Origin of the sequence: Thorsellia anophelis DSM 18579, assembly GCF_900111395.1 — a bacterium.
In the GTDB taxonomy this organism is placed as follows: domain Bacteria; phylum Pseudomonadota; class Gammaproteobacteria; order Enterobacterales; family Thorselliaceae; genus Thorsellia; species Thorsellia anophelis.
Genome location: NZ_FOHV01000005.1, coordinates 100,640 through 114,118, shown reverse-complemented (window position 1 = coordinate 114,118; position 13,479 = coordinate 100,640). Strand labels below are relative to the sequence as shown.

Genomic DNA, 13,479 nt, shown 5'->3' with positions numbered 1-13,479 from the left:
TTTTACCTCAATTAGTTATTTAAAAGTATGATAAATGCGGTCACCATTAAATTAATTAATGTTAATGGTAAGCAAATTTTCCAGCCAAATGACATCACTTGATCATAGCGAGGTCTTGGCAATGAGGCTCTGATTAAAATGAACATCATCATAAAGAAAGCTGTTTTCAGTGCAAACCACACAAATGGCGGTAAAAATGGACCATGCCATCCACCGAAAAATAAGGTAACAATCAGAGCTGATACAGTCACAATACCAATATATTCACCTACAAAGAAAAGACCAAATTTCATACCGGCATATTCGATGTGGTATCCATCGGCAATTTCTTGTTCAGCTTCTGGCTGATCAAATGGATGCCTATGACACACAGCTACTCCAGCAATTGCAAATGTTACAAAGCCAAAAAATTGAGGGATAATATTCCACAGTGTTTGCTGTGAATTGACGATTTGCATTAGATTAAATGAGTCAGCTTGTGCCACAACACCTAATAACGACAAGCCTAGAAATACTTCATAGCTTAACGTTTGAGCTGATGCACGCATTGCTCCTAACAGCGAGTATTTATTATTACTCGCCCAGCCTGCAAAAAGTACGCCGTAGACGCCAAGGCCTGCCATCATGAAGAAAAAAAGCAAACCAATATTGAGATCTGCTACTGCCCAGTTAGGGGTAATGGGTACAATTGCAAACGCTAAAAGTAAAGAGACAAAAGCAATAACAGGGGCTATCGTAAAGAGCATTCTGTCCGAAAATTTAGGAACCCAGTCCTCTTTAAAGAACATTTTTAGCATGTCAGCAACAAGCTGCAAAGAGCCGCCCCAACCGACACGATTAGGTCCATAACGACCTTGGAATAAGCCAAGTAAGCGTCTTTCAAAGAAGCTCATTAATGCACCGCATATCACCACCACTAATAAAATAGTGACTGATTTGAGTACGGAAATCATAATGGCTTGGATCTCAGGTGTTAACCATCCCATTATAGCGTCTCCTCATGTTGCATAGTGGCTTTAGGAGTAGAAACGTTTATTGTTGTAACGGTTTCTTGACCAAGTGCCAGTGATAAATGTTTAAATCCAAGAGGTAAGCCAATTGCATTTAAGCAAAATGATTCATCTATTGTTGCAATTAATCGATAAGCCTCTTGACCTATCACTAGCTCAACTGCATCACCTTCAGTGATGTTATATTTTGCTGCAACGGAGTGATGCATTTTAACATAAGGCTTAGTCATGCGAGATTGAACAACTGGTGATTTTGACGATAGCTCATCTGTTCCAAATAAATGTGGTATTGAGACAATACTAAGTTTATCTTCAGATTGTTTTCTTATTGAAGTAGATTGGAAATATGCCAAGTTATCTTCCCCAGCTTCGATTAAACGAGTGCCAGGATTACCAAATTTTAGATCACCACCAACTTCAGCTTGGAATTTATTCCATGCTTGTGGTGAATTCCAACCTGGTGCCCAAGCAAATGGAATGTCTTTTCTTTCTGCACTTGGTTGGTTATTCCCTTCCATTGAAAACGCAAACGGTGTATCAATATCTTGGGGCTGTCTTGGTTCATGCACACTGATGTTTGAAAGCATAGACGTTCTGCCGCTATAGCGATGAGGTGAACGAGCAAGCTTTTGACCTTCAACACGGAAGTTAGCATCTGGTGCAACACTTGATAATCCTTTAAGTGCAGGATAGGCAGCTTCACAAGCTTTAATGACTGCATCAAGTGTACTATAACAGGTTTCTTCACCTTTATAAGCACTAGTAATCGCCGCAATCCATCGCCAACTTTCATGCATCATGACTGATTTATCATAGTGGGTCGGGTCATAGACTTGGAAGAAGCGTTGCATCCGAAATTCTTGATTAATAACGGTACCGTCGCTTTCAGCAAAGCTCGCTGCTGGTAAGATTATTTTTGCTTTATCCATCAACTCCGTGTGTTGATGATCAATCACAACTAATCTAGCTAGTTTAGAAAATGCAGCATCAACTGTGGATTTTAGCGCATGGCGATAAATGTCATTTTCTAACACGATCAAAACATCTGCTTTCTCTTGTGCGATTTCACTTAAAGCATCATCTAGACTATTTTGGGTTAAAATTGGCATAGCCATACTATTTACATCAGATGCAACAAAAGTGATTCCGACTTCTATTTCTTTAGTTTTTAATGCCTTTGCAATATTCGCAGCCGCTTCTATCAGTGCGCTATTTTGAGGTGTTGTTCCTGTAATGATTAGCGGCTTTTTCGCTCCCATCAACGCTTGAACAATCAAGTCAATTTCTTGTTTGTGATCTGCTATTAAATCAGGCGAGTTAGCTTTTGGTGCATTATTTTCAATGGCATGAGCTATCTCAAAACCTATAGAAGCCTGAGAATTGACATCTGTGTTGATGTGCAATGCGGCAATATCATCTAATCTGGTTTGATGAGTGCTTGTGATGAATAACGGATATTTAGCACGCTGGCCTATGTTTTGAATCGCAGCAATTTGCCAATCTGCAACACGTTGGGCTGCAGCCATTGCTTTTGCCTTACCTTTTACTGCTTGTCTGACTGCGAGTGAGATTCGTGCTGCGCTTTGTGTAATGTCTTCACCTAAAATCAAAACAGCATCATAACTTTCAATTTCTTTTAGACTTGGCGTATGTATTGCGCTGCTATTTAAAATGTTATTAATTGAAGTGAGCTGGCTTAGTTCTAAACGATTGACACCAGCAAAAAAGTTTTCTTTACCGACCAAGGATTGCAGAGCAAAATTACTTTCGATACTTGCACGTGAAGAACCTATTGCTATCACTCGTTTTGCATTACGTAATAAATCAACAGTACCCTCAATTGCTTGTGCTGGCTGGGTCAATGTGATAGCGTCCTGGCCTCGTTTTTGTACAGGATGTTTTGGTCTATTGGCTAAATTGACATAACCGTACCCAAAACGTCCTCTATCACATAAGAAATAATGATTCACACTGCCATTATATCGATTTTCTATACGCCTTAATTCACCATAACGTTCGCCTGGGCTGATATTGCAACCTACTGAACATTGTTGGCATATACTAGGCGCAAACTGCATATCCCATTTACGGTTATAACGCTCAGAGTGTGTTTTATCTGTAAATACCCCTGTTGGACAAACTTCGACAAGGTTACCTGAAAATTCATTTTCTAAAGTGCCGCTTTCAGGACGACCAAAATAGACATTGTCATGCGCACCATACACGCCAAAATCAGTGCCATCAGCATAGTCTTTGTAGTATCTTACGCAGCGATAACATGCAATACATCTATTCATTTCATGTGAAATAAATGGACCAAGTTCTTGGTTTTGATGTGTACGCTTAGTAAAACGATAGCGCCTGAAACTATGACCGGTCATTACTGTCATATCTTGTAGGTGACAGTTACCACCTTCCTCACACACAGGACAGTCATGAGGATGGTTTGTCATAAGCCATTCGACAATACTTTCCCTAAATACTTTAGCTTCATTATCATCAATTGAGATAAAAGTATTATCAGCCGCAGGGGTCATGCATGACATGACTAATCTTCCGCGAGTATCTTCAGGATTAGCATACTGTTTAACAGCACACTGGCGACAAGCACCAACACTACCTAAGGCAGGGTGCCAACAAAAATAGGGAATATCTAAGCCAAGTGATAAACAAGCCTGTAATAGGTTGTCTGAACCATTAACTTCATATTCTTTTCCGTCTACATGAATCGTAGCCATAATCGATATTTTCCTACAGCTTATAGTCTAAGCGAATACGATTTATCCAAAATTTATTGATTTTAACTGGCAAAATAAACGCCTTTTACCACATCAATAAATTACCAACGAGTTTTTAACAAATTATTAGCTTGTATGCCCATTATATTTCGCGTGTTACCTAGCGGTTGCAATATTCCCGCTTCAAATTCGTGGCGAAAATATTTAATGGCACTTTGTAATGGTTCTACTGCACCAGGTGCATGTGCACAGAATGTTTTACCTGGAGCAAGGGAACGGCAAATATGCTCAAGCGTTTCAATATCTCCAGGTTGACCTTCACCTCGTTCTATCGCTTGAAGTAATTTGACACTCCAAGGTAAGCCATCACGGCATGGAGTACACCAACCACATGATTCTCTTGCAAAAAACTGTTCTAAATTGCGTGTTAAAGAAACCATGTTGATTTCATTATCAACTGCCATAGCAAGGGCTGTTCCAAGGCGGCTCCCTGCCTTTCCAATGTTTTCAAAGTCCATTGGCAAATCAAGGTGACTGTCCAATAAAAAATCTGTTCCTGCGCCGCCAGGTTGCCAAGCTTTTAAAGTCAATCCATTTCTCATCCCACCAGCGTAATCTTCAAGGATTTCACGTGCAGTTGTACCAAAGGGTAATTCCCATACACCTGGATTGTTTACTTTTCCAGAAAAACCCATCATTTTGGTACCAGCATCATTACTTTTGCCAGCAGAAAGACCTATATACCAGTCAACCCCATTTTGTAGAATCGCAGGTACGTTTGACAGAGTTTCAACATTATTAACACAGGTAGGTTTTCCCCATACACCAGAAGAGGCAGGGAAGGGCGGTTTTGAACGTGGGTTTGCACGACGGCCTTCTAGAGAGTTAATTAAGGCTGTTTCTTCACCGCATATATATCGCCCTGCGCCTGTATGTACAAAAAGTTCGAAATCAAATCCAGTGCCTAAAATGTTCTTACCCATAAAGCCAGCTGCTTTAGCTTCTTCTATAGCACGTCTTAACCTTTGTTCTGCTTCTACATATTCGCCACGAAGAAATATGTAACCACGATAAGCTTTTAGTGCATACGCTGAAATTATCATCCCTTCTACTAATTGGTGAGGCAGGTTTTCCATCAGCAATCTATCTTTATAGGTGCCTGGTTCCATTTCATCAGCATTACACAATAAATAACGCAGCTTCATATTTTCATCTTTAGGCATTAAACTCCACTTTGTTCCAGTAGAGAAGCCAGCGCCGCCACGACCTTTGAGACCAGAATTTTTTACCAGTTCTACAACTTCTTCTGGTGACATTGTTGTAAGTGCTTTTTGAACGCCTGCATAACCATTTTTACTGCGATATTCATCAATCCACACAGGTTGATTATCATCACGAATACGCCAGGTTAGTGGATGAGTTTCTGCGGTGCGTATAATTGTTTTCACATGGTTCATTATAGGTAGCGCTCCAATAAACTTGGAATTGATTCCGGTGTTAAATGGCTATGTGTATCATTGTTGATCATCATCGTTGGCCCCTTATCGCAATTGCCTAAGCAGCAAGTTGGAAGGAGTGTAAACCGGTTATCAGGTGTAGTTTGACCTGGTTTAATATCAAGATGTGATTCAATAGCGGATAAAATATCATGAAAACCTGTTATGAAACAGACAACGCTGTCACAATATCTAATAATATTGCGACCAACTGGTTGGCGATAAATTTGGCTATAGAATGTTGCTACTCCTTCCACATCTCCAGATGAAATTCCTAAAATATCGGAAATTGCATAGATTGCACCATCAGGTACCCAACCTCTATGTTTTTGGATAATTTTGAGTGCTTCAATTGAGGCAGCACGAGGGTCTTCATAATGATGCTTCTCAGCTTCTATTGCAACACGCTCCTCTTGTGTAAGCGTGAAATTGGATTTTTCGCCACTACAAGTGCATTGACATCCTGATTTCTCTGTCGTTAAATCGACAACCGGGATATGCACCTCATGCGCGTTATTAGTTGTTGAACTCATGATAATTTCACCATTTTGTATCTTAACGATCGACATCTGACATAACGAAGTCGATGCTACCTAAATAAACAATTAGATCGGAAACTAAGCTCCCCCTTATAACAGAAGGAATCTGCTGAAGGTGAGGAAAGCTAGGTGTACGAATTCTCGTCCTGTAACTTGTTGTGCTGCCATCACTTGTTAAGTAGTAGCTATTAATGCCTTTCGTTGCCTCTATCATTTGGAATGATTCATTTGCGGGCATTACAGGGCCCCATGAGACTTGTAGGAAATGCGTAATCAAGGTCTCAATATGCTGTAACGTACGCTCTTTTGGCGGTGGCGTTGTCAGTGGATGATCAGCTTTAAAAGGACCCGATGGCATATTATGATAGCATTGATCTAAAATGCGTAGACTCTGGCGCAATTCTTCAACTTTTAACATCACTCTGCTATAACAATCACTTATGCCATTTCCAACGGGAACTTCAAAATCAAAGTTTTCATAACCAGAATATGGGCGCCACTTTCTTACATCAAATGCGATCCCTGTAGCACGTAATCCTGCACCCGTTACGCCCCAGTCTAAGGCATCTTGCGCATTATAAGCTGCAACACCGATTGAACGACCTTTCAAAATTGTATTTTCTAATGCAGCTTTAACGTATGAATCTAAACGCTTTGGCATCCAATCTAAGAAATCACGTAATAAACGTTCCCATCCATTCGGTAAATCATGAGCAACTCCGCCAATTCTAAACCAAGCTGGATGCATACGATAACCAGTAATCGCTTCAACTAAATCATAAATTTTTTGTCTATCAGTGAAAGCGAAAAACACAGGCGTCATTCCACCAACGTCTTGTATAAAAGTTGAAATATATAAAAGATGACTATTGATTCTAAATAATTCAGAGAGCATAACTCTAATGACTTCAACTCTCTCTGGTACAACAATACCAGCAAGTTTTTCAACGGCTAGTACGTATGGCATTTCATTAACGCAACCACCGAGATATTCAATCCTATCTGTGTAAGGGATGTAACTATGCCAAGATTGGCGTTCTCCCATTTTTTCAGCGCCGCGGTGATGGTATCCAATATCAGGAACACAATCAACGATATCTTCACCGTCTAATTGTAATACAATTCTAAATGCACCATGAGCGGAAGGATGGTTAGGTCCTAAGTTTAAAAACATGAAGTCTTCATTCTCAGTGCCTCTTTTCATACCCCATTCTTCGGGCTTGAATTTTAGAGACTCCATTTCTAAATCTTCTTTTTGCTTCGTTAGTACAAAAGGATCAAACTCAGTTGCTCTGGCAGGATGATCTTTACGAAGAGGATGACCTTCCCATGATTGTGGCATCATTATTCGGGTTAGATTTGGATGTCCATCGAATTTAATACCGAACATCTCCCAAGTTTCACGTTCATACCAATTGGCATTTGGATATAGTTTGGTGATAGTAGGGGTACGTAAGTTTGCTTCGAATAATGCTACTTTTAACATGATATCAGTGTTTCGCTCAACAGATATCAGGTGATAAAAAACAGTGAATTCTGCATCAGGTAAACCATGCCTATGGGTTCTTAAGCGTTCGTCAACACCATGTAAATCAAATAGCATAGTGTATGGTTTACTCACTTTTCTTAAAAAAGTCATTACATCGATAATGCGCTCAGGTTTTACCCAGACAACAGGCATGCCAGTTCTTGTCGGTTGCAAGCAAAATGTCTCTTGGCCAAACTGTTGCAACAGATCTGCAATGATTGGATCGTGCGCTTGATCTTGAGTTTGCCATGTTAGAAGCGAAGTATCTTGAGTTGTATCAGTCATAATTTCTACCCTTCAGGGCTATTAATACATTTAATATCGTAGTGTTAAATAAAAAAACTGCCAAACTAGTCTGGCAGTTGAACCTGTTTTATTCTACATTATCAGGAGAGCGAAGATTGGTTACAGCAATACGTTCTGCACGTTTACGCTCTTTTTCAGATTGCATATTAGCTCTATAAACGCCTTGATCTCCTACAACCCAAGATAAAGGTCTTCTTTCTTTTCCTATCGACTCTTGTAATAGCAAAAGAGCTTGCATATAAGCTTCAGGCCTTGGTGGGCAGCCTGGGATATAAACATCTACAGGCAAGAATTTATCAACACCTTGTACTACTGAATAGATGTCATACATACCACCTGAATTAGCACATGCTCCCATAGATATTACCCATTTTGGCTCAAGCATCTGCTCATACAAACGTTGGATTACAGGTGCCATTTTTAAAAAGGGTGTTCCTGCAACGACCATGAAATCAGCCTGGCGAGGAGAGGCCCTTAGTACCTCGGCACCAAAACGAGCCACGTCATGAACTGCAGTGAATGATGTTACCATTTCAACATAGCAGCAAGATAAGCCAAAGTTATATGGCCATAGAGAATTTTTTCTTCCCCAATTGACCATATCTTTAAGAACATGATCAAGTTTGCCCATAAATATGCCCCGACCGATATCTTGTTTTAAAGGGTCTTGAACGGTTTCTTGTTTCTGTAGCGGATAACGGTTGTTTTCACCGTCCGGATCAACGCGAGTTAGCGTATATTCCATGATTAAGCCTCACTTTTACTGCTGTTAGTGGGAGAAATAGCGTATTTAGGGTTCGGATTGTGTACAGCATGATCGATTTTCATATCAATTGCTTTGATTTGAGTACGGCGAGATCTTAAAGGTGCCCAATCTAATGCTCCAATTCTAGCAAGATATATAAGGCCTGCTAAAAGAATTAGAACAAAGACTAATGCTTCAATAAATCCTACCCAACCACTTTCACGTATTGCCACTGCATAAGCAAACAAATAAAGAGCTTCTACATCGAAGATGACAAAGAACATGGCAACAAGATAGAATTTGGCTGACATCCTAAGACGAGCTGAACCAACTGAATCTACCCCTGATTCAAAAGGGGTGTTTTTTGCTCTAGCACGAGCCCTGCCACCTAATAGGTATCCACCTAAAAGCATGAAGCAACATAAACCTAAACCGCCTAGAATAAAAATTGTTAAAGACCAGTGCTGGGCTAAAAGATTGGTAGACATAAGTAATCACTCATTAATGTGTCATTAAAATTGATTAGATTCGATAATAAACATTTTTAATGGTTCAAAAACATCATATTTAATATTAACGATAGATAGCTTAATCTTTAGGAGAAGAATAAACAACCCCCTATGTAAAGATTATAAACATAACTTAGTATAACATTTTATCTTGCTTGTCGTCTTTATCTAGCTCACAAAATATTTACTTATATTTAAAAATAATTAAATCACCATGAATATCTGTATTTAATTTAACCAGTTTGATGGTGTTTTATACATATTTGAGTAAAAAAGGGAAAAATTATCTAGACAGCTAAGTTAATTTATTCAAAACCTTTAAAATAAATGCTTCTTAAATCGATTTCTTAATCTATGAAGTTATGTTTATAAAAAAGGTTAAAGTGTGATCTTCGTTCCAGTTCAGCATTTTTTTTCAATTTACCCTAGTTATGTAAATCTATTCCAGTTATCATTATGGAGATTCATTGATATTATTAAAGATTGATATTATTAAAGATAGTATTAAACTACAGCTCTTAAATTTAATTAAGAGGATACCAAACAGTGTGTAGAGTATAGATAACTTTATCTGAGTAGTAGATGTTCAAATACTAAGTTATTGTGATTTGTGAGTTAATAGGTAAAAATTGGATTGTTACTGTTTTTTATAACAGGCAAAACCTGATAAGGTGTATCGTGTATTGCGATACTCTTTATCAGGTTTTTTTGTTTTTTGGTCGATACCCATTCATGAGACTATATCAAATGCGTATTACAAAAATTTTAAACAATAATGTTGTTCTCATAAAAAATGAAAGAAATATTGAACAAGTGGTTATGGGAAGAGGGATTGCATTTAAAAAACAAGTAGGGGATGAAATCGAAGAATGCAAAATAGAAAAGATTTTTTCTAATTCAAACCATCAATTAATTGCGCATTTATCTGAGTTGCTCAGCCAGATCCCTTTGGAAATTATGACAACAGTTGCTCAAATTATTCAGCTTGCTGAGTCTCGATTAGGGAAGTTACATGAAATGATTTATATTGGACTAACTGATCATTGCCATTTTGCTATTGAAAGGCTTAAGGAGGGAATTGTAGTTGAGAATATCATGTTTTGGGAGCTTAAACGTCTTTATCCTAGAGAAATTCAACTCGGCATTGAAGCATTAGATCTCATAGAAAAAAGATTACAGGTAAAATTACCATTCGATGAAGCGGGTTTCATTGCTATACACTTTGTTAATGCTCAGCAGAGTAATCCAAACCTTAATAGTTCGATTACACATTTAACTAAATTAATGCAAGACATTCTTCAAATTGTAAAATATCAATTGCATATTGAATTCGACGAAGGGTCATTAAGTTATCAACGGTTTGTCACGCACTTGAGATTTTTTGCCCAAAGAATGATTGGTCACCAGCCGGTTGATTCCGAAGATTCAACCCTTCATGAAGAAGTTAAGCTACTTTACCCACAAGCTTATCAATGTGTAGAGTCAATTGAGGCTTATATTATCAAACATTACAAACAAGCATTAACTAAAGACGAAAGAATGTTTTTATCTATACATATCGAGAGGATCAGAAAAGATCATCAGGAGAAAAAATCATGACACATATTGTTAAGCATACTGTATTTTGTGATGTTGATGGTACCTTTTGCCATTATAACGAGCCAGTTTCACAATTGAACCTTGATGCAGTGAAAGCATTTCAAATAAAGGGTAACCGTTTTGTTTTTGTCAGTGGGCGAAGCGCTTCTCAATTAGCAGAATTAAATCAAACTAATGGACTTGAATGCGATTTAATTTTCGCAAATGGCGCAGGTTATCAGCACTATGGACAACAGCCTATTTACGAACACATTTTAACGTTAAATGAGTTAGAATTGATTATCCCTCTGATTGAAGAATTGGATCTATTTTATCATTGTCATACAAGTGAAGAAATTTATCTAAGACCTATTGTGAACTATCAGACTCACTTTGAACGATTAAAACCGGTTTTTTATGAACTAGGAGATTTTGGTAGAAAAGCGATAGCGTTTAAAGAGACCTATTTTACCCATGAATGTCAGCATATAGAGTCCCCCCTCAGTTTTTTCCAGAATAACCCCTCCATCAAAGTTGTTAAGATAGAGATAATGGAACCCGATACCCATCGTTTAGTCGCACTTAATAATCTTTTAGATAGCTTGGGGCTCTCTTATTATAGCTCGTTTCCTACTAACCTTGAAATCGTTAATCCAAAAGCCTCAAAAGGAATTGCTATCGAATCTTATCTGAAACAATTTCCAACAGAAATAAGTTATGGTATCGGTGATGCTGCAAATGATATTGATATGCTTAAAGTAGTTGATGTGCCAGTTGCGGTTGCGAATGCTTCTGACGAAATCAAGGCTTTATGCCAGTATGTGACTTTAGATGTGGCTAATAGTGGTGTTGGCGTATTCATTAATAAGCATATTTTGAAGGAATAAATACTCTCAAAAAATCACCTTGGAAAGGTTGATTTATTCCTCTTATTAATTGATACTCTAGGATACGCACATAAATAAATATGTACGAGATGGCTTTAGCAGCTAAAGCCTATTTCTGACTAGTTTGTATGGTTAATATTGCTTAACATGAGGTGATGAATGACTGATTCGAACACACGCAAAAAATTAAAAGTTGTTACTATTGGCGGCGGGAGTTCTTACACGCCTGAAATAGTTGAAGGGTTTATTTTACGACATAGTAAATTACCTATAACAGAACTCTGGCTAGTTGATGTTGAGGGTGGGCGTGAAAAATTAGAAATCGTTGGCCAATTAGCAAAGCGTATGGTAGAAAAGGCAGGAATTAAATGCACTGTGCATTTAAGTTTTGATCGTAAAGAAGCTCTTAAAGATGCTGATTTTGTCACAACCCAAATTCGTGTTGGTATGTTAGATGCGCGTATACGAGATGAACGCATTCCGCTTAAGCATGGTTTACTAGGTCAAGAAACGAATGGACTAGGCGGGTTTGCCAAGGCGCTTAGAACAATCCCTGTTATATTAGATATCTGTCGAGATATGGAACGGTTATGTCCGAATGCATGGTTAATTAATTTTTCCAATCCTGCTGGTATTGTGACCGAAGCAGTTTTGAAACATAGCAAGATTAAAACAATTGGGTTATGTAATGTCCCTATCGGGATGAATAAAATGGTAGCTGAAATTTTGGGTCGAGAGGAAAAAGACTTCTTGTTTCCAATGGTAGGTATGAATCATTTTATTTACGGTACAAATGTATGGGTAGATGGTGAAGATAAGTTACAGGAAGTGTTAAATAATCTAGAATATGATGCTGCATCCAAGCCCGTCAATATCCAAGATATTCCATGGCAAACAGAACAGATTAGGCATTTAGGTGTCATTCCTTGTTTTTATCATCAATATTATTACTCAACTAGTGACGTTCTTGAAAAGCAATTACACGATTATGAGAGTAATGGTACTAGAGCAGAAACAGTTAAGGCAGTTGAGGCTGAATTATTTGAACTATATAAAGATAAAGAACTCACTGTAAAACCTAAGCAACTAGAACAACGTGGTGGCGCCCATTATTCTGATGCAGCTTGTAATTTGATCAGTGCTATTTATAATAATAGCCATGAGCTAATGACAGTCAATGTCCGCAACAATGGCACAATTCGTAATATTCCTGATAATAGCGCTATAGAAGCAACATGTGTTGTTGGGACCTATGGTGCAATTCCACTTAATTTTCCTGAATTACCGCCAACAGTGAGTGGGCTAGTAGCCTTGATGAAAAGTTTTGAGCAGATGACCGTAGAAGCTGCTGTTACAGGAAATTATGGCGCAGCTCTTCAAGCTTTAACACTAAATCCACTTGTGCCAAGTGGTAAAGTTGCTAAAGCTTTATTAGATGAAATTCTTGAAGTTAATAAAGATTATTTACCTCAGTTTTTTAAATAATCACTTGATACCGCTCACTGTAACAGTATTATCTAGAATTTGTTATGGTGAGCTTTAGTGATAGATTAAGCATGGCATGCTGATAAGTTTTGGTGATGCATTGCATCAATTAGCTCACATGAGTCCCCCGAAAGATATGGATTTTAGTGCATTATCAACTCCATATGGCAAAAGATTGTAAGTGATTGCTGTAGCAGTGAATTTTTTAGTGTTCCAATCGTAATGTTCTCTGTTTTCATACTCTATTTTTTTATCTCTATCATTGATACTGCTCTGCCAAAGCATAAGCATAAATTTACCTATGGCCAACTTGTCTTCGTAATGGTGCTAAATAAGCTTGATATGGGGTGTGATATACCCGTCTATGATATTCAAAAGTACGCCACTAATTTGCCTCTTCAACACGTATTCAAAAGCAAAGATATCAAGGATTCCAATTTTAATTGTAAAACCATTTCTAGATTACTAGATGAGCTACATTTTTCAGAGGGTATAAAATAATCACACTGATGGAGCTAGAAAATTACAATTATTTCTAGCGTTTCTTAATATTGATGGTTCGAGCGCTCATTGCTAAGTATCAAAAAAAGCGTATAGAGATTGAGGTCATTAATCTAACTTATGGATATAGTCGAGATTATAAAATGGATGTACCTCA

11 protein-coding genes are annotated in these 13,479 nt (G+C 38.0%); 4 read left to right on the top strand and 7 right to left on the bottom strand.

Translation table 11 applies throughout. The features are described 5' to 3' along the window. Positions 1–11: 11 nt before the first annotated feature. The 7 genes from nuoH to BMW37_RS04410 form a co-directional block, all read right to left on the bottom strand. Positions 12–986, bottom strand: a complete 975-nt coding sequence (gene nuoH, locus BMW37_RS04440) for an NADH-quinone oxidoreductase subunit NuoH (protein ID WP_093318107.1) — start codon at positions 984–986, stop codon at positions 12–14. Then, complete coding sequence (gene nuoG, locus BMW37_RS04435) at positions 986–3,748, bottom strand: NADH-quinone oxidoreductase subunit NuoG (protein WP_093318105.1); 2,763 nt, start codon at positions 3,746–3,748, stop codon at positions 986–988. Before nuoG ends, nuoH begins: the two co-directional genes overlap by 1 nt. Positions 3,749–3,849: 101 nt before the next feature. Beyond that, on the bottom strand, positions 3,850–5,196 hold the full coding sequence (gene nuoF / locus BMW37_RS04430; RefSeq protein WP_093318226.1) for an NADH-quinone oxidoreductase subunit NuoF: 1,347 nt from the start codon (positions 5,194–5,196) through the stop codon (positions 3,850–3,852). 8 nt (positions 5,197–5,204) lie between these two features. Continuing rightward, positions 5,205–5,777 carry an NADH-quinone oxidoreductase subunit NuoE gene (gene nuoE / locus BMW37_RS04425; RefSeq protein ID WP_093318228.1) on the bottom strand — a complete coding sequence of 191 codons (573 nt, stop codon included), beginning with the start codon at positions 5,775–5,777 and terminating at the stop codon, positions 5,205–5,207. Positions 5,778–5,799: 22 nt separating this feature from the next. Continuing rightward, on the bottom strand, positions 5,800–7,596 hold the full coding sequence (gene nuoC, locus BMW37_RS04420; RefSeq protein WP_093318103.1) for an NADH-quinone oxidoreductase subunit C/D: 1,797 nt from the start codon (positions 7,594–7,596) through the stop codon (positions 5,800–5,802). Positions 7,597–7,684: 88 nt separating this feature from the next. Next, on the bottom strand, positions 7,685–8,362 hold the full coding sequence (locus BMW37_RS04415; RefSeq protein WP_093318101.1) for a NuoB/complex I 20 kDa subunit family protein: 678 nt from the start codon (positions 8,360–8,362) through the stop codon (positions 7,685–7,687). A gap of 2 nt (positions 8,363–8,364) precedes the next feature. Further along, positions 8,365–8,850 (bottom strand): NADH-quinone oxidoreductase subunit A, encoded by a 486-nt coding sequence (locus BMW37_RS04410; protein ID WP_093318099.1) that lies wholly within the window; start codon positions 8,848–8,850, stop codon positions 8,365–8,367. Positions 8,851–9,618: 768 nt separating this feature from the next. Between BMW37_RS04410 and licT the strand changes: the two genes are divergently transcribed. The 4 genes from licT (at position 9,619) to BMW37_RS15895 (ending at position 13,322) form a co-directional block, all read left to right on the top strand. Next, positions 9,619–10,470: a BglG family transcription antiterminator LicT gene (licT, locus tag BMW37_RS04405; protein ID WP_093318224.1), complete on the top strand. Its 852-nt coding sequence runs from the start codon at positions 9,619–9,621 to the stop codon at positions 10,468–10,470. Then, the gene (locus tag BMW37_RS04400) at positions 10,467–11,336 is read left to right on the top strand and encodes a Cof-type HAD-IIB family hydrolase (protein WP_093318097.1); all 870 of its coding nucleotides are present in this window, start codon (positions 10,467–10,469) and stop codon (positions 11,334–11,336) included. Before licT ends, BMW37_RS04400 begins: the two co-directional genes overlap by 4 nt. Positions 11,337–11,495: 159 nt before the next feature. Further along, positions 11,496–12,821 (top strand): 6-phospho-beta-glucosidase, encoded by a 1,326-nt coding sequence (locus BMW37_RS04395; protein WP_093318096.1) that lies wholly within the window; start codon positions 11,496–11,498, stop codon positions 12,819–12,821. Between the two features lie 222 nt (positions 12,822–13,043). After that, complete coding sequence (locus tag BMW37_RS15895; protein ID WP_093318095.1) at positions 13,044–13,322, top strand: DUF4277 domain-containing protein; 279 nt, start codon at positions 13,044–13,046, stop codon at positions 13,320–13,322. Positions 13,323–13,479 lie beyond the last annotated feature (157 nt).